Genomic DNA, 21,268 nt, shown 5'->3' on the forward strand with positions numbered 1-21,268 from the left:
GTGTAGGAACGTGTCAGCGTTGCAGTTGTGGATGCATGACCAATAACCCAAGCCGGCCTGTCTCGAGCGCAGGGCGACAACGACTATTTTATGCTAACTGTCCTCTGAAAGCCTGGCACTACACTGATGAAAGATGGAAGAGTTCAGTGAGAAATCTTTGCCTAGTGTTGGTGTAGCTCACTGCCCGCGCCGCCATCGCTAGCCCTGCACCAATCCAAGCATCTGCAGACTAGCGTTCTTCGGATGATGACGATGCGTCCTCGTCGATTCTGCTCGGTAGATCGCGTCTACTCTTAGCGCTATGCGTACTTAACGCTGTTATGACGCTCGATTGGCCGCCTTTCAGGCTGCTTTTGCGTGGGGACTGAGGTGTTGGCTGTTTTAGCACCGATCGGCTGGACAAGGCATTATGCCTCAGTAAATTGCTCGATCTGCGCGGGGCGCTTGTAGGACAAAGACCGCCCGTCGTAAATCGTTTCAGAGGCATGCGCGTGGGCCTGCTGCAACACATTAACAGGCTTTCACTGCAGATTAACGACTCTTAACTATTCATTATCGGCACTTTTCAAGAATAACTTCACGAGTCAAAAACGATGACCCAAGGAGAATTGAAAATATGCCCTCCCCAACGCCGCCTTCTTCAAGATCAGCGCCGCTTACACTGCTCTGCACTTCACTTTTGTTGCTCGCACTTGTTCTAGCGGCCAAACCGGTCGCTGCTCAGGGGACCTACACTCCGCAGGTGTTCAACGCCGCCACCGATACCGGGCAGGACTTCACCACTGTTCCTGTCAACACCGCATGGAACGCGTCCAACGGCATCAATCAGACGGTGTGGAACCACATCTTCTGGGACGGAGGCACCAATAATCCCGGTCCACAGTTTTATTTCGCGGGCAGCACCGGACTGTGGATTACCAGCTCTTCCGCGCTTGGCTGGCCGAATACAGGGATGATGCAGGAGGATACCGTCTGCTCGGCCGGCTTCGGCTACGGCGACTTTCATTGGCGCAGCGCCGAGGGGCAGAGTGCCGCCGGTCCTGGCTCCAACCAGATCATGTGGCCGGCGGACGGAGATCCGGGCTGGCCCGGCATCATCAAGGGGTCGAGCGATAACCACATCGGGGAAGTGGATATCAGCGAGGTGAACTACGCCTCGAACGATACTCTGTTTTCGACCTTCCACTACTTCGACGCAAACGCTTCGGGCAATAACGGCCAGATCATGAACGTTCCGGATACCTTTCCAGCCGGCTCGGGAGACATGACTGCGATGCACGACTTCGATGCGATCTGGGGACCGGGCTCACTGGTAATCAAGATCGACGGCGTCGTGCAGATGTCTGCGCCAACTGCGCAGGTTCGCGCCGACTATGCGCATGGCGGCTGCAACTACACGCTGGGCGCGCAGATGGCGATGCAGGCAACCGGGTATGACAAGACTCCTGACAACTGGATCGAGATCGCCAATATGTGGTGGTCGGCCAAGGACGGGACTACTCAGCCAGTCACCAACTCCATGTCGATCTCCGCGCCCTCAGGACTGGTTGCCGGCAGCAACGCGACCTTATCGATTGCCAGCAACTACGCGGTCAGCAAGAACGTTACAGTCACGGTCGGTGGCGCTTCTTACACCTTACCCGTGAGCGGATCTGGAACTAGTTACACTGTAACGATCCCTGGTACGGATACCGTCGCCGGCACTTACCAGGTGCAGGTGACCGACGGTGCGACCAAGAGCAATGCAATCAGCGTGATGTTCAGCGCATCGAATCCGGGCGGAGCGTTGCAGATTGAATCGCTGACCTATACGTCTTCGTCGCTGACGCTTTTAGGGACCGTCTACCAGTCTGTGGCAGGTGGTATTCGCTTTCTGATTGACGGCAAGTATGTGGGAGTTCTTCGTGACAGCTCGCCGGTTGGCACGCATAACTTGACCTATGTCTTCCCAACGGCTCCTTCCTCGGGCAGTCACACCGTCACCTACTACATTAACGGGGAACAGAGTACGACCTCCGTCACTGGTACGTTCACGGCTCCATAACGGCTAAATGGCTTCGGCAGCGCTAGTAGTCGACTGGAGTCGACAAAGCAAACAAGGCACCCCTGCCTGCCCCAGTCTGGGCGGCAGGGGCCGTGTTGTTCCTGGCTTTGCATGAGTTTGTGTGGCTTAGTGTGGAGCATCTAGTGCAAACATGAAGAAACGTATTTCGCAAAATGTAATACCAAGGTCCTGAGGTGGATTGTCTGCGCGTTGAATAGCTGTCCGCGATGCTAATTCCGTCGAAACCACATTCTTAGATCGTTTCGCAACGGCTGCCAAGATTTGTCCCCTGTGAGCAGGCATGGCTTCTTTCGCTTACTCTCAGCTCGGTGTGTTCTCTGTCCAAAAATAGATAATGGACAAACTTTAAAGGCGCCTAGAGTTAAGCTACTCGTAGGAAAGGAAGACCGAAGAGGTAAGAATGCATTTAAAGTTGGCTCGATCAGTCTTTCTGTCCGTAGGCTCGCAAGAATATCTCGACTGCATCGCGGCAGCGCTTCGCCTGCTCCTCGGGGGTCGGCTTGCCTAAAAGCCCGAGGGACCTAAGCATCATCATGTCTGATGTAAGAAGACCCACGAAGTGGGAGGCGGCGAGTTTGGAGTCCATTCTGCGCAAAGCCCCTTTTTTGGCTTGGGCATCGAAATACTCCGCCAATACAGCAAGCGTCCGGCTAGGACCTAGCTCGTAGAAGATTGAGGCGATTTCAGGAAACCGCCGGGATTCCATGAATACGATATTTTGAAGCCCTATTCCTTCATCTGAGAGCAAGCGCCCCAGAAGAATGGCGCCAAATGACGAAAGAGCTTGCCGAGGCTCCTGATTCTTTCCCAGCGCTAAGCCAATGTCGCTGGCAAAACGATCTGTGAGCCGGTGGATCACCGCTCGGAACAATTCGTTCTTATTTGTGAACTTATTGTAGAAAGTCTCTTTGGAGGCATGGGCGCGATGGGCAATTTCGCCCACACTTGTAGCTTCGAAGCCCTTCTGAAGAAACAACTCCGCTGCGCTATCCAGAAGAAAATTGGATCGTGAGTCCGAGGTTGGCGACACTGGCGGGACGGATGTGCCGCTATCCTTCGGGCGTCTTGAGACTGAGACTTCGGACGATTTGTGAACTTTTCTTTGCATCCTTCCTCACTTTACCTCCATCTTATATTAGAGACCGTACCGTACGGTACGGTAAGATGTAGTAGCTGACGCAGTCTCAGGTGCAACGGACGCAAAGTCGACAAGAGTTGGAGGCATGACCGTGAAATCAAACGTGAAGCGTCACCGGGAGTTCAGCACGAGTTTGCTCTTTCAGATCGAACAGTGGATTGTTCTACTCCTTGGGATTGCCTGTCTCGCGGTTTTCTTGTGGGCAGCCTTGGATGGGCACAAAGCATTCTCCATTCGGCACTTATCACACTTCAGCACGACGACGATTGTTTTTACTGGTTGGCTTCTGACGATCGCCGTCGGACTTATTGGAGTTACGTTGATGCGATTTGCATTCTACAAACGTAGCGAATCGGAGCCTGACGCAAAGTCGATGAGTAAAAGAGTTCGAACGGCATCTGGTGGCTCAACCAAGAATTCTAGTCGCTTGATGTCAATCACTGCAGACAAGAGGAGGCGGTGATGGCAGAGCAACGTTGGGTACCAAAGCACAACCCATGGCTGATTGCGCTTGTCGTCAGCATGGCGACCTTTATGGAGGTGTTGGACACCTCGGTCGCGAATGTGGCGTTACCCCACATCGCTGGCTCTTTAGGTGCCAGCCAGGATGAATCGACCTGGGTGCTCACGTGCTATCTGGTGTCAAACGCTGTCGTTCTGCCGCTTGCCTCCTATATCTCGACGTTGATCGGCCGCAAACGCTTTTACATGTCCTGCGTTGCTCTGTTCGGCATCAGCTCTTTGCTTTGCGGTCTTGCGCCCACGCTTCCGCTCTTGTTGTTTTTCAGAGTGCTGCAAGGGGTCGGCGGTGGCGGGCTCGGTCCGTCGGAGCAGTCCATTCTCGCAGACACCTTTGAGCCGGCTAAGCGTGGGCAGGCGTTTGCCCTATACGGAATGGCGGTGATCCTGGCACCGACAGTAGGCCCCACGATCGGCGGCTGGCTGACGGACAACTTTGACTGGCGTTGGATCTTCTTCATCAACCTGCCCGTAGTTGTTCTGTCTCTCTTTTTGACGCACAAACTGGTCGAAGACCCACCTGCGATCCAGAAGGAAGTGAAAGAGGCTAGAAGCAGCCATTTCCGGGTGGACTATATCGGATTCAGCTTGCTGGCGCTCACCTTTGGAACCTTGGAGGTCGTGCTCGACAAAGGTCAGGAGGATGACTGGTTCAGCTCGCACTTGATTACTACGTTCGTCATCGTGTCGGCGGTGGCCTTCATCGCAGTAATTCTTTGGGAGCTTTATTTGGCTCGGAAGAAGCAACGGCCGATCCTCGACCTGAGACTCTTCTCCAATCGAAACTTTGCGTTGTCCATGGGAATGATGTTTGTTCTCGGCGCGTCACTCTATGCAGTCAACACGCTCTTTAGCCAGTTTCTGCAAAATTTGATGGGATACACCGCCGAGCAATCGGGACTGGCGCTGGCCAGCGGCGGCCTCGCAACCATGATCTGCATGGTCATTGTTGGGGCGATCTCCTCCAAGGTCGATCCGAGAAAGCTGGCAGCTTTTGGCTTTGCCGTCACGGCCGCAAGTCTCTTTTACATGAGCGGAATGGATCTGCAGATGAGCTTCGCCCACGCGAGCTCACTGAAGTTTTTCCAAGGCTTCGGCATCGCGTTCCTTTTCATTCCTATCAGCACGATGTCTTACATCGGGGTCCCTGAGAACAAGAACAACGATGTTTCAGGCATGACGAATCTTGCAAGAAATATAGGAGGGTCTTGTGGAACTTCCTATCTCACCACCGTATATGCGCGTCACCAGCAGGTGCATCAACATGCGCTGATCAAGAACGCGACCAACGGCAATATCTTTTATCTCAACCGTATCAACACGATGACGCAGCAGCACATGGCGAGCGGAATGTCGCGTATGGCCGCGAAACAGCATGCCATTCAGCAGTTCTATCAACAGTTGCAGGCGCAGGCAGGCGTCATGTCGTACATCGACATCATCTTGTTCTTCGCGGGTGCCTGTCTATTAATGATTCCCGTTGCGTTCTTCATGAAGAGGGGCGTTGCCAGCAGTACTGCAGTCATGCATTGAGGATTCTTCCATGAAAAAGCACAAATTTATAACTCGTTCACGTCCGATCTTCGCAACGATTGCTCTAGTGTCTTTCACTGCGGTGATCGCGCAGGCACAAGGAGGATCTTCCTCTAGCTCTCAGAGTTCGAAAGCGCAGCAGGTGCAGCTATCGGGGCGAAGCCAGGGTGGCGCCAGCGTGTCGGTGCAGCAGTCAGGCTCCAGCAGCACAAGCTCGAGCGTCAACACGATCAACTCGACGGTACAGGTGCAAGGAAATTACGCCGGCAGCATCAATGCTCCAATGGATGGAACCGGGCCTGTCGATCTGACCTTTGCTCAGGCAATCCAGTTGGGCCTTCACTATAACCTCGGTGGTATCGCGTCGGACGCCTCTTCGAGACAACTACGCGCGCAACGGCTCAGCGCATTGAGCAATCTGCTTCCGAACATCTACGCCACTCTTGCGGAGAGTGCGGCAAAGACCGATCTTCAGACGTCGGGAATCTCTTCCTCGACTTTCAGCAGCGGCAGCGTCGGCGGGGGGCTATCCATACCGGCGGTTGTTGGCCCATATCACTATTACAGCCTTGAAGGAAACCTATCGGAGCAGCTAAGCCTCACCGATTTGCATAACCTCAAGTCTGCGAATGCGGCGCATGCGGCGGCAGTGCTCAATATGCGTGATACTCGCGAGTTCGTGATTGTCGCAGTAGGCGGATCGTATCTTCGCGTGCTTGCCTCGATCGCGCTGGTCGAGTCACAAGAGGTCCAAGTCCAGTATGCACAGGCCAGCTATCAGCAGACTGCGGCGCAACTCCAGTCCGGAACCAAGGCCGAGATCGACGCCGATAAGAGCCTCGTCGAGTTACAGACAGAGCAGCAGCGCCTCTCTTCGCAAAAGGGCGATCTGATCAAACAGAAGATGCAATTGGCCCGCATCATCGGCATCAATCCAGGCCGGGACCTGCACTTGGCGGAAAAGCTTTCGACAGACATCCCCGTTTCTGATGGTGCTGATGCTTCGATCGGGTACGCGTTGAAGCATCGGGTGGACCTGCAGGCAGCCGGACAGCAACTTCAGGCCGCAGAGGAGGCGTATCGAGCCTCGAAGTCGGAGTATCTTCCTTCCTTCGCCGTTAGCGGCTACTACGGCCTGCAAGGCACCAACCCTAACAAGGGCGCCGGGGTATTCTCCGCGTCGGCAACGCTGACGGTTCCTATCTTCAACAGCGGCAAGACTAAGTCCGATGTGCAGCAGGCCGATGCCGCGGTAATGCAACGGAAGGCTGAGGCGACCGATCAGCGCGGTGTGGTGGAAGACGATGTGCGCAGCGCGTTGGTCGATCTCCAGGTAGCGTCGCATCAAGTGCAGGTTGCGCAGAGTAATCGCACCTTGGCAAAGAGCACGTTGCAGCAGTCTTTGGACCGGTATGCAGCAGGCGTCACCAACTCTGTTGAAGTCGTTCAGTCGCAGGAGACCCTGGCCTCGGCAGAGCACGACTACATCAGCAGCCTTTACTCGCTCAATCTCAGCAAGATCAGCCTGGCCCGTGCCATGGGCAACGCAGAAGAAACTATCCCCGACATGCTGAAAGGAAACTAAGTCATGCCAACGCAAATTGAAGACGACAAGGGTCAAGCTTCTATCTCTCTAGGAGACTTTGAACAAAACGGTGAAGAGAGCAAGGAACAGAACGCGACTAAAGAACAAAAAGCTCCCTTCGACCCGGCAAAGCATCGACGGAACATCATCCTTGGTGTCGTCGTCGTTGCAATTCTTCTCATCGGAAGTATTGTCTGGTGGCTCTACTCAGGTACGTACGAGTCCACCGATGATGCCCAGGTTGACGGCCATCTGAACCCCATCGCAGCTCGTGTCGATGGAACCATTCGCGCCGTTTATATCGAAGACAATCAAACTGTCCATGCCGGCCAGCCTCTTCTTGATCTGGATACGAAAGATGCCGAGGTCAGCGTGGCTCAGGCTCAGGCCGACTACGACCAGGCGCTCGAGCAGCGCAGCGCCGAAACTCCCAACCTCCCAATTCAGCAGGTCAGCAACGAAACCGACGTTGTGAATGCCGACTCAGAGGTAGTCAATGCCGAAGCCGCGCTCGCAGGGGCACAACACGACTACGACTCCGACGTTGCGAAGTTGCACCAGGCGGAGGCAACCAACGAAAAGGCGCAATCCGATTTGCGTCGCTACAAACAGCTCGTCGAGAAGAGAGAGTTGGCGCAATCGGACTACGACCAGTATCTCGCCAGCGCGAAATCCGATGCGGCCAACGTCGATGCGTCTGCGGCCGCGGCCGCATCGCAGGGAAAGTTGATCGATCAGCGTCGCGCGCAGCTCAAAGAGCAGGAAGCCAAAAGAACCCAGACACTCCGCAATGCGCCTAGGCAAGTTGCGATCAAGAATGCTGACAATCGCATGAGAGAAGCAAGCCTGGAGTCATACGGAGCGAAGCTCGAACAGGCTAAATTGAACCTCACCTACTGTCACGTCGTGGCTCCTGTCGACGGTATCGTCCTACAGCGAAGCGCGGAGGTTGGGGGCAGAATCACCGGCGGCCAACAGCTTCTTATGATTGCTCAGATCGACCATCCTTGGATAGTCGCGAACTTCAAAGAGACGCAGCTGCACAAGATGCATCCTGGCCAACGAGTGGACATCAAGGTAGATGCTCTGAGCAAATCTTTTATTGGCGAAGTTGAAGCAATGGCCGCGACGACCGGGGATCGCGCCAGCACGTTGCCTGCGGAAAATGCAACTGGCAACTACGTCAAAGTGATTCAGCGTCTGCCTGTTCGCATCCGTTTCAAAGACGGCCAGGACGGGCTCGACGAACTGAGGGCGGGCATGTCGGTTGAACCAAAGGTTCATATCGAATGACTTGTCCCCGAGGTTCAGCACGACCCAGTCATGAAGTGCCGCAAACGGAAGTAAGCGGCCTCTAAGTTCTTCTAACCCGCACGGTCCGGAGACCAAATGATATTTCGTTGCAAAACGCACTTCTCTAAGTTCAACAGGTTTGCGAGTGCGCTCTGCACACTCGCGGTGATCGGTGTCATCGTTCCTTTGCAGGCTCAACAGCCGGACGGCTCTGCTTTGCCGTCCCATGAAAGTGCCCCGTCCGGTGCTTACGAAGAATGGCACTCGGGTGAGACGGTACATCTGATCGGCCTTCCTGAGATAAAGGAAAAAGAAAAGGGATTGCTTTCCATCTCGCCAACTGCACTGACGTTTGCTTCGCCCGGAGGGCGCGCTTCCGTGCAACGGGCGGAGATATCAAATGTTTCAACAGGCGACGTGAACGTAGAGACGGGTGGCACTGCAGGAAAGATCACCAGAGCCATCATTCCGTTTGGCGGCGGTTCTGCGTTAGCCACAGTAACTCACAAACAATTAGGCCTTCTCACAATAGAGTTTCGTGATCAGCGCAATGCTCTCCATGGAGCCGTGTTTCTGCTGCCAAAGGATGAGGCATTACAGGCGCAGCAGCAGCTGGGAGAACAGACGTCGCCGCATTCGACGGAACCTCCACAGGGACGATGCGAAACGAACGGCGGCGTTTTACCCGACTCAATCAAAGTAGCGGTCATCACTACACCGGGTGACCCTGTGCCCGCCGAATATAGGATGTTGATCTATGAGCAGCTCGTGCGCCGCCTTCGCGAAGAAGGGAGATTTACCGCCGTCTATCGCGACAGTGACGGCGAACCCGAGGCGGCCTGTCCCAAGTACCACCTCGTTTTGACACTGGATGCTTTCAAAAAGGGTAATGCGGCGGTGAGAGCTTCCACTGGCCCAGTTGGTTTCTTCGTTGGGGCAACCAAGCTGAAGTTCTACGTCCAAGTGCAGGCTCTAAACGGAAGGATGCTAATTGACAAGGACCTAAAAGCCTCGCAGCGTGGCGACACTGACAGTCTCAATATTGCTGATAAGATTACGAAGTCGCTGACCAAGGAGCTCGAGAAAGCCAGCATGCACGCTGCGCGATCTTAGGGAAGTGGTTTTGTTCAGCTATCTCTCTTTGAAGGGAGATAGCCTACGATCTACGGAATACGCTCGCGATATCGAGTCCAGACTGAATCCGAAACAGTTTGCGCGGATCCACCGCTTACTCTTGCGCACGTTGCCGAAGTCCTTGATTTCACGGTCACAAGGTTATCCTACATAACAGCAATGAACTTCTTAAGAGCTGCTGCCAGAGTGAAAGTGCGAAACCCCTCCTCGGTTGACGGCACACTAGCTCTTGAGCAAAGGTGATGGAACAGTGGTACTCCGAAGGCTCTAGCAAGTTAATAACGTGGGATTTAAATGGTCGGGGCGAGAGGATTCGAACCTCCGACCCCCTGGTCCCGAAACTGAAGCCGGTATTCTAACGTATTGATTCTTCTGGTCCGGTGTTGCGTCGTAGTACACCATCTTATCTCGTATTCGGAGTGATTGGACCCACGTTTGGACCCAACTTGGAGCATTGTTCGGACGTCACTGCCTCTACTGCGGATTGGAAGGATGGGCGGGTGTAGTACAAACAACGGCGCCGTTCCAATCGGTCGCGGGAGTATTCACGGCACGATGAACTTTTCCAACCTTACTGGGCGTCGATCTTCGCCCCTTTTCACAGTGCTAGAACTGTACTAACTGATTAATACGTTGTGCGGCCTATCAACACTGGGATGTTTTTTTCATGAAACTTTCCTCCTTTCAATCCAAGCTCGCTTGACAGCATTTGCGTCGAAGCTTGAATGTTTAACCACTACCTAAAAGTCATTTGAGGTTGCACGCGAACGTTCCAGAAGACATGAAACCTGGATTCGAACCATCGCTAATCCTTCACAAATCGTATTTTTCAATCGGTGTTTTCAGGAGCCAGTGCATATGAAACTTTCACCCGCGTCCAACGGCTTCCTCACGTGTGCCGAAGCAGTACTCCTCGTCGCGTCCTTTGGCTATCCCATTGCCGCCCAGACCGCCGCAGTCGGCAACATCGCCGGCACAGTCACCGACACCTCAGGAGCCGCCGTTCCTGGCGCTGCCGTCGTCGTCACCAATACCGACACAGGCGTCTCCCGCACCCTCGCCACCGGCTCCGACGGCTCCTATAGCGCCACCTTCCTCCAGCCGGGCCACTATGAAGTCCTCCTCGGCGGCGGCGGCTTCGGCAAGATCGATCGCCAGAATCTCACCGTCACCGTGGGGCAGGTCCTCACCGTCGACGCGGCTCTGCCCACCGCTTCGGTCTCCACAGAGGTTCAGGTCTCGACCGAATCCCCGATCATCGACACCGACAAAAACCAGATCTCGCAGACCATCGACCAGCACCTTATCTCCAATTTGCCAGTCAACGGCCGCCGTTGGGATAACTTTGTGCTCTCCACCCCCAACGTTGCTCCCGACGGCAACACCGGCCTTATTAGCTACCGCGGCGTCTCCGGCCTCTACAACACCAACCTCGTCGACGGCGCCAACAACCAGCAGGCTTTCTTCTCGGAAGCACGCGGTCGCTCCATCGGAGCGCCTTACGTCTATCCGCTCGAATCCATTCAGGAGTTCCAGTCCAGCGTCAGCGGCTATTCGGCTGAGCTAGGCCAGGCCGCTGGCGGCATCGTCAACGCCATCACAAAATCTGGAACCAATCAGTTTCACGGCGATGTCTTCGAGTACTACCGCACCCCCGGCTGGAACGCCCTCGACCCACTGAACAAGTACAATGGAAACCTCACCCGCAATCCCTTCCTCCTCAACCAGCCTGTAAAGACGCAGAACCAGTTCGGTGTCTCGATAGGCGGACCCATTCTCAAGGACAAGCTCTTCTTCCACTTTACCTACGATGGCTACCGCAAGGTCAATCCCATCACCTATCTCTCTACCTACAACGCCGCGACTACCAGTGTGGCAAATCTCGCTCATCTCTGCGACGGCGGCACCACCTACGTCTCGGACGCTGGAAACATCTACCCCACCACCATCACCGGCGTCAGCCCGACCCAGTGTTCGCAGGCGGTAGACTTCATCCAGACCAAGCTGCTCGGCTCCTTCGCGCGTAACACCACTCAGGACATCTACTTCCCGCGCCTGGACTACCAGCTCAACTCCAAGACCCATCTCTCGGCCAGCTTCCTCTTCGAAAACTTCAAGCAGCCCAACGGCTACAACACCTCCACCACCGTCAACAACGGCTCGGTCACGCAGAACGGCGGCGTCAACTTCCATCAGCGCTACGTCGTGGCCAACGCCGAGACCGCACTCACCACCAACTCGGCCAACGTGGTCCACTTCCAATGGTCGCGCGACCTTGAGACCGCCAGCACAAACTCCGGTGGTCCTGCTATGAACATCGGTAGCTCCACCGTCGGCGTAGCAGCCTATGGCGAAACCTCCGCCCTCCCCCGCGGAGCCTTCCCCGACGAGCACCGCATCCAGATCACCGACATCTACTCCACCATCTTCGGCAAGCACTCCGTCAAACTCGGCGTAGACGTCAATCTCATCCACGAGCAGATCGCCAACCTCTTCGGAGGCGACGGCAGCTTCACCTACTCCACCGGTACCGTCGAGGCCGAGTTCGCCAACTGGATCCAGGACGTCTATCAGGTCAACGGCGGCCGCCACTACAGCTCCTTCTCTCAGACCACCGACCCCATCACCGGCATCGGTGCAGACGACTTCTGGAACAAGAACCTCGATATCTTCGTCGAAGACGACTGGAAGGTCACACCTAAACTCCTGCTATCGCTCGGTGCGCGTTACGACGTCCAACTCGTTCCCCAGCCCGACCGTCCCAACACGACCAGCACCCCGGCCTTCAACGCCACCTCGGTCATCAACACCGACTACCACATGGCCGCGCCCCGCATCGGCTTCGCCTGGAGCCCCCACGAGGGAACCGTCGTCCGCGGCGGATACGGGCTCTTCTTCGGCTTGACCTCCAACTCCACCTGGTACACCCTGCGCCGCGAGAATGGCGTCTACCAACAGCAGTTCAGCACTCGCACCTATAGCCCCAGCGGCACCTACAGCGCCATCACCGGCGCTCCCACTGGTGGGCCCAATCGTAAGTTCAGCGGCAACTCCGGCGCCGTCTACGACAGCTTCGCACCGCAGGGCGGCATCCCAGCCTTCACGCCTCCCGGCCCGGCTCCCATCAACCAGGTCACTGGAGCCCCAACGCCCGCCCTCAACCCGGGCCTCCCGGCGTCCACACTCAACATCCGTGGGGCCGCCCCTAACTTCCTCAACCCCTTCACCCACTCCTACGACCTCGCAGTCGAGCAACAGCTTCCGCTCCACTCCACCCTCTCCATCGGCTACGTCGGAACCCGCGGCATGCGTCTTCCCATCTTCGTTGACACCAACGTAGATCCCGTCAACGGCGTCATCTCGAACCGCCCCTACTACTCCTCCAGCGCATCCGGCATCACCCCCATCATCGTCCCCATCTACACCAAACGCCTCTCCACCGCCACCGGGTCCATCCTCACCGGCCAATCGGACGTCAATAGCTGGTACCACTCCATGGCCGTTTCCGTCCGCAAGCCCCTTAGCTACGGCGTCGAGGTCCTCGCCAACTACACCTGGGCCAAGACCATGGACGGCGGCCAGTCCGGCGCACCTAACGGTACCTTCAACGGCACCGACGCTCCTCTGATTCCGTTCGCCGAAGGTCACCGTCAGGGTCGCGGCGCAGAGTACGCCCGCTCCGACATCGATCAGCGCGGCCGCTTCGTCGGCTCCATCGTTGCAACCTCGAAGCTCCCTATCGCCAACCGCTACGCCGCCTACGCCGCCAATGGCTGGCAGCTCTCCGGAAGCTACACCGCCCAGACAGGATTCCCCGTCACCGGCTTCATCAACGGAACTATCTCCTCCGCGCTCGGTGGCGGCGACGGTGGTGTCACCGGCGCAGTCCTCACCTCCGGCACCGGAACCCGCGTTCCCGACCAGATCGCTCGCCGCAACTCCTTCACCGGTCCCGGCGTCCACAACCTCGACTCCCGCATCTCTCGCAGCTTCCCGGTGCACGAAGGCATGGCAATCGAAGTCGCAGCCGAGGCCTTCAACGTCCTCAACCACCGCAACATCCTCTCGGTCAACAACTCGCTCGTCAACTACACAGCAGCCTCCACGCCGACCTCTCCCACCAGCTGCAACTTCCCAGGATCGTCAGGCTGTTTCACTCCCAACCCATCCTTTGGAGCCCCCACCAGCACCTCCAACATCCTTTACGGTCCCCGTCAAGTTCAACTCTTAGGAAGATTTGTCTTCTAACCGAATTTGAACTCTTGATCGAAGCGTTTCTGGGTTCAAGTACGGGCGAGAACGATCTCTTATGATCTGCGTCCGTTCCTACTGGATCGCCGTGGCCTCGCAAAGGCGATCAGGACCGCCGCGGGATCGCCGACTCTCTCGATTCCTCTCAGCAGTTGAAGAGTCTTGGTACAAAGGTGCTGGTAGGAGGATCAATGATGCGCGGGACGCGAACGAAACAAGGTTCGATGGCGACGCATCAGGTGCACGAGTGCCCGTCGAAGATACACTGCAAGTAACGGCATCGCGATCGCAGCAATCAGACCCCACACGACGAGTGCATGCCACTCCCATTGCCAGATGTTGTGAATGAGTCTCCAAGGATGATGGCTTAGATGCTCGATCTGCTGTCTACTTAGCGGAAGGCGGCTCGTATGAAAAAGATGTACTCCCAATTGAATGAATGGGATAAACAGGAGTAAGTGAATCGGTGTCATTGCATGTGCACCGATCTGCGACGCAATCTGATTCAAGCCGAAGACCCAAGCGATCATAACCACCAGAATCGTGGTGATTCCCACTGAAGGATTGATCCCTACAACTATCCCCAACGCCAAGCTCCACGCCAGACGGCGCGGTGTTACGCCTCCACGTAGTTGGCGCAGTAGAGGGCGCAGTATCTTACAACGAAAGAATTCGCGTATCGACTCAGGCACAAGCACAATGTGTGGGACGCCTTCTCACAGGTCTTTGGTTGTGAACGGTTGTTACGTTCGCCGAAGTATGCCCCGTCTGTAACTTGAGTATTGCCAACTATGGGTGAGTTGTGACGGTCCTACTTAAGCTCACAACTGTTAGAGAGCTTCCAAGTCTTATCTTCTGGATGATTCTAAAGTCCGGGGATCAATTCGACCATCTTCGTTGGGTGAATTGGTTTCAGGACCAGTGTGAAGTAGTAGCCTTGTCGGGATAGCGCCTCTAGGCCCGGACCTGTCGAGGAGAAAGCGATCTGGGCTTCGTATCGATGACGCACAGGGAGCCTAGCATGTGCCCGTTCGGGGCAACCAGAGGAGCCCCCGCATAAAAACGGATTCCCGGTTTGCCGAGCACCAGAGGATTACCGATGGCACCTTGCGTTATCATCCACGAGCGAGCAGCGAGTATCAAGCAACAGGATCGCAGCTTAGTCTTAGTTAGTAACTCGGCATCTGTTGAGCTTAAGCCGTCATAATCTTGTCTGGCGTGATCGGGTATTCTCTTATTCTTTTGCCGGTTGCGTTGTAAATAGCGTTCGCGACCGCGGCAGCGGCTCCAGTGATCCCTATCTCTCCAATACCGCGTGATCCAATCGGATTGAATTTGACATCCGGAATGTTCAGCACGGTCACGTCCAGCGTTCCTATATCAGCGTTCACTGGAACGTGATACTCGGCTAACGATTCGTTGACAACGCGCCCGTAGACCGGGTCGACATGGGCCTCCTCACATAGGGCAAAGGACACGCCCCATGTGATGCCACCCATTAGTTGATTCAGACCTGTTTTGTCATTGAGCAGCGTCCCGATGTCGTACGTTGCAACAACTCGCCGCACTTTGACCATATAAGTATCTCTATCGACCGCGACTTCAGCGAAGACCGCGCCCCACGAGTTTGAAGTCATAGCATCCCTAGACTCTGAGGGTTCGGCAGACCCCGTCGCTTCCACTGGCTTTCCCCCGTTCCGCGCTATCAGATCAACGAGGCTGTCGGTCTGCGATTGATTTTTCTTGTTGATGAGTTTGCCATCTTTAGCCTCGATGTCTAGCGTCTTAAGTCCATGTAATGGAGACCCAGTGTCAGAGATAGCTAAGTCTGCCAGCTTTAATTTCAACTGAGTCGTTGCGTCCTGAATCGCTGGGAGTACAGAAGCCGAAGATTGCGACCCTCCGGACACGGGCGCCTTCGGTAGGGTAGAGTCACCAAGCCTTACCTCAACCATTTTGGGGTCGATTCCGAGACCAGCCGCGGCCTGCTGGGCCATGATCGTGTAGGTACCGGTGCCGAGATCTTGGGTTCCCGATCCTACAAACATTCTTCCGCCGGAGAGCATCCGCACAACCGCCTGCGCAGCGCTACGATTTGCCGGATAAGTCGCCGTTGCCATGCCGTACCCAATCAGCGCGTTGCCTTCGGTCTTGGCGCCAGGCGTGATACCTCGTTTTGACCATCCGAAACGTTCCGACGCTTGCGTATAACATTCGCGCAGGTGTTTACTTGACCACGGCCGATCGTGGCTCGGATCTTTATCTGCGTAATTCACCAGTCGCAGCTCCACCGGGTCCATTTTCAGCTTCTCTGCCAACTCATCCATGGCGATCTCGAGCACCGCAGTTCCAGGTGCCTCGCCCGGCGCACGCATGAAGGTCGAGACTCCGAGATTTACCTCCACCACCTTCGCCGTGACCGAGTTTGCTTCGCTCATATAGAGGTTCTTCGTTGGACCTTCGGAGTGTTCGACAAAGTCTTCCATCACCGACGCATTCATCACGACATCTTGCTGCATTGCCAACAGCTTTCCATCTGCGCTCGCACCGAGCTTGATCTTATTGACCGTGGAAGGGCGTCCACCTACGGGTCCAAACATCTGCTCGCGATCAAGAACAAGCTTTACTGGCTTTCCGGTCACCTTCGCAGCAATGGCGCAAAGCGGAACGTGTGACCACATGGATCCCTTTGATCCAAAACCTCCACCCACAACTGGATTCACTACGCGCACATAGTCGAAGGGGACGTTCAGTGTTTTTGCCAAGGACATGCGAACACCAGAGATGTACTGCGTTGCGTCATAAACATTGAGCTTCTCACCCTCCCACCACGCAATCGTTGCATGTGGTTCCATCGGATTGTGGTGCTGAATCGGGGTGACATAAGTGTTCTCTACAATGACTGAGGATTTGGCGAACGCAGCCTGCAAGTCTCCGCGATGATTGCCGGCTGGCTCCTTGCCGGGGTTCTTCGGCCACCTTGCTTCGCTCAGGTTCTCTATGAAATTCACCCGCGAAACCTTTGATGAATACTTGATCTTCAGCCGGGCGGCTGCCGCCTTAGCTTCGTTCAGCGATCGCGCGACTACAACGGCCACTGGCTGCCCGTTGTAGTTCACATCGGCGTTCTGCAAAAGACTCAGATTTCTTCTTGCAGGTGGTTGCGGCGGTCCCGGATTCAGCTTCGGCGCGTTGAATGGTGTCAGAATCGCGATCACCCCGGGAGCTCGATCAGCAGCAACGCGGTCGATCGAAACAATGGTGCCACTTGGAATCGTAGACTGAACGATGTACGCATACGTGAGGTCAGCCTTAGAAAACGGCTCCGAAAACTCAGCCGCATACTTTGCTCTCCCTGTTACCTTGGCGATTCCTTCATAACGGTGATCGAGTTGCTTGACTGCCTTTGGTGCCGCTTCCGTATCCTGCATCATGCCTGTACTCCCTCGGTGGTGCCCTGAGAGGCAAGTATTAGTGCTCGCACCACACCGCGCTTTGCCAGTTGAATTTTGAAGGCATTATGCTCGTAGCCGATCGCCCCTTGAAGCAGAATGTCTGCGGCCTGACTGAACGTCTCCGCTCTTGCGGGTTTGCCTACCAGCACTTTTTCCGCCTCGGCTTTCCGCCAGGGCTTCAATGCAACGCCGCCAAGCGCGAGGCCTGCGGACCGAACGTGATCGCCATCCATCTCCAGCCCCGCTGCAACGGAGATCAGAGCAAAGGCATAGCTGTTTCGGTCACGAGCCTTCAAATAGTAAGCATTCTTCGCAAACTTAGGTGGCGGCAATGTCACGCCCACAATTAACTCGTCTGCACGAAGTGCCGTCTCCACCCAAGGGGTCGTCCCCGGCAGTTTGTGAAATTCGGCAAATGGAATTATGCGTCTTCCTTTTGGCCCCTCAACCTCCACCTTCGCGTCCAGCGCTGCCATCGCGACGCACATGTCGGAGGGATGAGTCGCGATGCAGCTCTCTCCGCTGGTTGAGCCCTTATCACTCTGGCCGAGAATTGCGTGAATGCGGTTGTAGCCCTTAATCGCTGCACAACCAGATCCCGGCACACGCTTGTTGCAAGCAGGGAAATTGACATCGTTGAAGTAATAGCAGCGAGTCCGCTGCAGCAGATTGCCTCCCGTCGTTGCCATATTGCGTAGTTGAGGAGAAGCGCCACTCAACAGCGCCTGCGAGAGCAACGGATACTGACTCTTGATCAATGTATGATCTGCCAAATCGGAGTTTCTCACCAGCGCACCGATTGCTACGCCACCGTCGGCACTCTTGGTCACTTGGGCCAGTTCCAGATGGTTGATATCCACAAGGGTCGTCGGTGACTCAACTCCGTACTTCATCAGATCGACGAGGTTCGTTCCGCCCGCCAGAAACTTTGCCCCCCGCGCAGACCCTGAGCGAATCGCTTTATCCGGTGCTAGTGCTCTCTCATAGCTGAAGGAGTTCATGCCGACACCCCTCTCGACACTGCACGAACTGCGGCTACGATGTTTGGATAGGCCCCGCACCGACAGATATTGCCACTCATTCGCTCTCGAATTTCATCGTCTGTCATCTCCGGCTGATCGGTCTTGCCGGTATGAAAACTCACGATTGATAAGGCTCCCCGTCTTTGCTCGTCGACTGCGGCCACCGCTGAGCAAATCTGGCCCGGTGTGCAATAGCCGCATTGATAACCGTCATGCTCGAGGAAAGCCGCCTGCATGGGGTGCAATTCGCTAACATCCTTTGGCTCGGAAGTCTTTGCTAGTCCCTCGATAGTGGTGATCTCGGCACCTTGAGCGGCGAATGCCAGAGTCAGACAGGAGTTCACGCGGCGGCTATTGATCAGAACCGTACATGCTCCGCACTGTCCATGGTCGCAACCCTTCTTGGTGCCTGTCAGCTCCATATGATCTCGCAGAGCATCGAGCAGCGAAGTACGACTGTCGAGAGAAAGCAGCTGAGATTTACCATTCACTTTCAGTGTCACTGGCAGAGTCGCTGAGGTCTCGGCAACAGCAATTCCCGGCAATCCAACTGCGACTGCCGCCGAAAGCACGCTTGCCGTCTGCATAAACCGCCGCCGCGTCAGCTCAAACTGCAACCCATTATTTTCCAGTTCCCGCTCTTCCTGTTCGCAATCTTCGCGGCTGGGTTCCATACCAAGCAAATCTTTCATCTGTCTACTCCGGGTCGGTGTCCATCGAGATGGATTACAGAGGTAGACGAAAAAATTGGCCTGAAAGATGCTCAGGGGTTCAATGAGTCCATAAGAGTTCCGGATCGGGCGATATTAGAACACGTAAGACGGTTCTAGTTCGGAGTAGAGACCAGACATACAGCGGAGTCTTGAGTCGTTTATCAGAGACAAACAGCTGCCGTGCGGCTGTTGACGTGCCACAGCTGTCAGTCAGCCGATGCTCGAACGCTTCCTGCTGCTTCTGTCCCTCTCACACAATTAGAAGACCGATCGAACGCTGGGTTCCCGGCTCCAAATTCTTCCTTTGCTTGCTTTATTCAAATAAGTTTTGTGGTCATCTCCGATGACGACACCGGCATCCCTAACAACGCCTGCAGCGTCAAGGAGCGGCTTCGCAGCAGCTGAGGCACCCAAGACCTTTAGATGAACGAACGCATCGTGAACCCAAGCAATAGCAGCGCCCTCGGTAGAAAGCTTCGTTGCGCCTTCCTTCGAAAGCAAAACGTACACGGCATCGAAGAGTACTGAAGAGCCACCGGCAAGCTGAAAGTCGGCCTCAATAATAGTTCCGTCCAAGGCGGCGGCGCCTCCTATCTTCGGGGCGACGATCTTCAGGTTGGCCCCGGCCACAGTCACAGCTTTTCGTAGAGCGAGCACCGCCCTTGCATCGGAACCGTCCCCCACGAGACAGCCGACTACTTTAGTTTTGAGTCCCGGTTTCGACTTTTTATGAATGCTGAGTGCATCAGAGGCGGGAAGGTCCGTTCTAGCCGCGACTTTAGCCGGAATTGCTTTCGTTACGCCAAGCATACCGAGCCCATTCGCCACCCTCTGCGAAATCTCTGAACTAACATTTGCAAGTTGCCCGAGCATTCTTGTTCTGACTGCTTTGGTTTCCACCTTGCTTAATTCGAAGATGAACGCCGATATAATGTGGTTCTGCTCCGGTTCCGTTTGGGAGTTAAAAAACATCAGCGCCTGGGAGAAGTGATCGCTAAAAGATTCGGCTCGGACACGCAGTTTATCTCCGCTTTTGGAGGCATGGAATGATGTGAATCCGTTCTTCGGGTCTTGACGAGGGGAGTCTGCTTCAAGAGAGCTCGGCGAATACGAAACACGGCCCTTCTGCGGGATCATGGTCATGTGGCCGTCTCGCTGCATGTTGGCCATCGGGCAGCGGGGAGCATTGACGGGAATCTGCTCATAGTTTGGCCCACCGAGGCGGCTTAGCTGAGTATCGATGTAGGAAAGGTTGCGACCTTGGAGCAGTGGATCGTTCGTGAAGTCGATTCCGGGAACCACGTCGGTGGTTGCGAAGGCGACCTGCTCCGTCTCTGCGAAGTAGTTGTCGACATTTTGATCCAGTACTAATCGGCCAATGATCTTTAGAGGGAGCGTCTCTTCCGGAATGAGTTTGGTCGCGTCAAGTACATCAAACTCGAATTTGTTCGCGAACTCCTCGTCGAAAAGCTGAACACCGAGCTCCCACTCTGGAAAGTTTCCTTCGTTGATCGCGTTCCACAGATCTCGACGATGGAAGTCAGGGTCGGCGCCCGAAATCTTTAGGGCTTCGTCCCAAATGATCGATGCCATGCCAAGCTTTGGACGCCAGTGAAATTTCACGTACGTCGAGTCACCAGCTTCATTGACAAGTCGGAAGGTATGCACGCCGAACCCTTCCATCATTCTGAAAGATCGAGGGATTGCGCGGTCAGACATGATCCACATAAGCATGTGCGTCGATTCGGGAACGAGTGACACGAAGTCCCAAAACGTATCGTGTGCCGTCTGTGCCTGCGGAAATCCGCGATCTGGTTCCTGCTTGGCCGCATGGATGAGATCAGTGAACTTTATGGAGTCCTGAATGAAGAAGACAGGGATGTTGTTACCAACGATGTCCCAGTTACCCTCATCGGTATACATCTTGACGGCAAAGCCTCGAACATCGCGAGCCGTATCCGCTGAGCCCATATTGCCAGCAACAGTCGAAAACCGAGTAAATACCGGAGTTTTGACTCCAACCTTGGTCAGCACTCGCGCCTTGGTAATCCCGCCTAATGAGTGCGTCAGCTCAAAATAGCCTTTCGCACCGAATCCACGAGCATGAACGATGCGCTCGGGAATACGCTCATGGTCGAAGTGCTGAGTCTTCTCAACGAGCAAATGATCTTCAATCAGGACAGGACCACGCTCTCCGAGCTTTAGGGAGTTTTCATCATCTCCGACTACAAGACCCCGTTGATTTGTTAGTTGAGGATGCGTACCACCTGCAGTTTGATGGAGTTCTCCACCGGCGCCTATTTGATATTCAGCCCCTAAGTTTTTAGCCGGCTTCTTCGTCTTAGACATATTTTTTGACCCTTTACGTAATGATTTTTGAACTTACTGCTATACCGGGGTCTGTCCTCGACGGTCGTCGGTCTTGCAAGATGGGCGCTGGTATGGCTGCTGGATGTGGGATGCAAAATATGGCAGACATGGAATTTTTGACATTATGAATTTTCACAAAGTCTGCAGAACTTATCTGTCTACAAATTTCGAATCACAGGAACTTAGACCT

Annotated in this window: 13 protein-coding genes; 6 read left to right on the forward strand and 7 right to left on the reverse strand. The window is 55.1% G+C overall.

Annotation, left to right across the window (positions count from 1 at the left end; translation table 11 throughout):
• Nucleotides 1-616 precede the first annotated feature (616 nt).
• Nucleotides 617-2,044: a hypothetical protein gene (locus RBB75_RS13635; protein WP_353068388.1), complete on the forward strand. Its 1,428-nt coding sequence runs from the start codon at nucleotides 617-619 to the stop codon at nucleotides 2,042-2,044.
• Nucleotides 2,045-2,486: 442 nt separating this feature from the next.
• Here the strand turns inward: RBB75_RS13635 and RBB75_RS13640 are convergent, their stop codons facing one another.
• Nucleotides 2,487-3,173, reverse strand: a complete 687-nt coding sequence (locus RBB75_RS13640) for a TetR/AcrR family transcriptional regulator (protein WP_353068389.1) — start codon at nucleotides 3,171-3,173, stop codon at nucleotides 2,487-2,489.
• Nucleotides 3,174-3,665: 492 nt separating this feature from the next.
• Between RBB75_RS13640 and RBB75_RS13645 the strand changes: the two genes are divergently transcribed.
• The 5 genes from RBB75_RS13645 to RBB75_RS13665 all read left to right on the forward strand — a co-directional run bounded on the left by RBB75_RS13645 (nucleotide 3,666) and on the right by RBB75_RS13665 (nucleotide 13,515).
• A complete protein-coding gene (locus RBB75_RS13645) occupies nucleotides 3,666-5,255 on the forward strand; it encodes a DHA2 family efflux MFS transporter permease subunit (RefSeq protein WP_353068390.1) in 1,590 nt (529 codons plus the stop codon).
• Nucleotides 5,256-5,265: 10 nt separating this feature from the next.
• The gene (locus RBB75_RS13650; protein WP_353068391.1) at nucleotides 5,266-6,840 is read left to right on the forward strand and encodes a TolC family protein; all 1,575 of its coding nucleotides are present in this window, start codon (nucleotides 5,266-5,268) and stop codon (nucleotides 6,838-6,840) included.
• A 3-nt stretch (nucleotides 6,841-6,843) separates the two neighbouring features.
• The gene (locus RBB75_RS13655; RefSeq protein ID WP_353068392.1) at nucleotides 6,844-8,133 is read left to right on the forward strand and encodes an HlyD family secretion protein; all 1,290 of its coding nucleotides are present in this window, start codon (nucleotides 6,844-6,846) and stop codon (nucleotides 8,131-8,133) included.
• A 96-nt stretch (nucleotides 8,134-8,229) separates the two neighbouring features.
• On the forward strand, nucleotides 8,230-9,246 hold the full coding sequence (locus RBB75_RS13660; RefSeq protein WP_353068393.1) for a hypothetical protein: 1,017 nt from the start codon (nucleotides 8,230-8,232) through the stop codon (nucleotides 9,244-9,246).
• A gap of 879 nt (nucleotides 9,247-10,125) precedes the next feature.
• A complete protein-coding gene (locus RBB75_RS13665; protein WP_353068394.1) occupies nucleotides 10,126-13,515 on the forward strand; it encodes a TonB-dependent receptor in 3,390 nt (1,129 codons plus the stop codon).
• 191 nt (nucleotides 13,516-13,706) lie between these two features.
• On the opposite strand, the gene RBB75_RS13670 is transcribed toward RBB75_RS13665, so the two are convergent.
• The 6 genes from RBB75_RS13670 to RBB75_RS13695 form a co-directional block, all read right to left on the reverse strand.
• Nucleotides 13,707-14,216, reverse strand: a complete 510-nt coding sequence (locus RBB75_RS13670) for a DUF2062 domain-containing protein (protein ID WP_179637305.1) — start codon at nucleotides 14,214-14,216, stop codon at nucleotides 13,707-13,709.
• 256 nt (nucleotides 14,217-14,472) lie between these two features.
• On the reverse strand, nucleotides 14,473-14,637 hold the full coding sequence (locus RBB75_RS13675) for a GAF domain-containing protein (RefSeq protein WP_353068395.1): 165 nt from the start codon (nucleotides 14,635-14,637) through the stop codon (nucleotides 14,473-14,475).
• A 74-nt stretch (nucleotides 14,638-14,711) separates the two neighbouring features.
• A complete protein-coding gene (locus tag RBB75_RS13680) occupies nucleotides 14,712-16,952 on the reverse strand; it encodes a xanthine dehydrogenase family protein molybdopterin-binding subunit (RefSeq protein ID WP_179637306.1) in 2,241 nt (746 codons plus the stop codon).
• Nucleotides 16,949-17,974, reverse strand: coding sequence for an FAD binding domain-containing protein (locus RBB75_RS13685; RefSeq protein ID WP_179637307.1), 1,026 nt, complete (start codon nucleotides 17,972-17,974; stop codon nucleotides 16,949-16,951). Before RBB75_RS13685 ends, RBB75_RS13680 begins: the two co-directional genes overlap by 4 nt.
• On the reverse strand, nucleotides 17,971-18,687 hold the full coding sequence (locus RBB75_RS13690; RefSeq protein WP_257030863.1) for a 2Fe-2S iron-sulfur cluster-binding protein: 717 nt from the start codon (nucleotides 18,685-18,687) through the stop codon (nucleotides 17,971-17,973). The genes RBB75_RS13685 and RBB75_RS13690 overlap by 4 nt, the downstream gene beginning before the upstream one ends.
• Nucleotides 18,688-18,966: 279 nt before the next feature.
• On the reverse strand, nucleotides 18,967-21,057 hold the full coding sequence (locus tag RBB75_RS13695; protein WP_179637308.1) for a catalase: 2,091 nt from the start codon (nucleotides 21,055-21,057) through the stop codon (nucleotides 18,967-18,969).
• Nucleotides 21,058-21,268 lie beyond the last annotated feature (211 nt).

It is taken from the genome of Tunturibacter empetritectus (assembly GCF_040358985.1).
GTDB classification, from domain to species: domain Bacteria; phylum Acidobacteriota; class Terriglobia; order Terriglobales; family Acidobacteriaceae; genus Edaphobacter; species Edaphobacter empetritectus.